1 pseudogene is annotated in these 213 nt (G+C 55.9%); it reads right to left on the reverse strand.

Going from position 1 to position 213, the window contains the following annotated elements:
* Positions 1-65: 65 nt before the first annotated feature.
* Positions 66-213: pseudogene (locus HMPREF2791_RS11820) on the reverse strand (IS256 family transposase); the annotation flags it as partial.

Below are 213 nucleotides of genomic sequence, written 5' to 3' on the forward strand. Positions count from 1 at the left end.
GGTCAAGTCCCGTGTAGTGGTGTAGCCGTTTGTGCTTTCGGCTCGGTATGAAGTTGGGGGTTTGGTTAGGCGGTTAGCTGGTGGTGGTCGCCATGATCGTCTCCTGGGTGGTGCATGAGGTGTTTGGTCTGTTCGAGTGCGGATAGTGACATGTAGCGTTTTTGTTGGATCCAATCGTCGTGTTGCTCGGCAAGGACGGCGCCAACAAGCCGG

This window comes from Corynebacterium sp. HMSC034A01, assembly GCF_001838175.1.
Taxonomy (GTDB): Bacteria; Actinomycetota; Actinomycetes; order Mycobacteriales; family Mycobacteriaceae; genus Corynebacterium.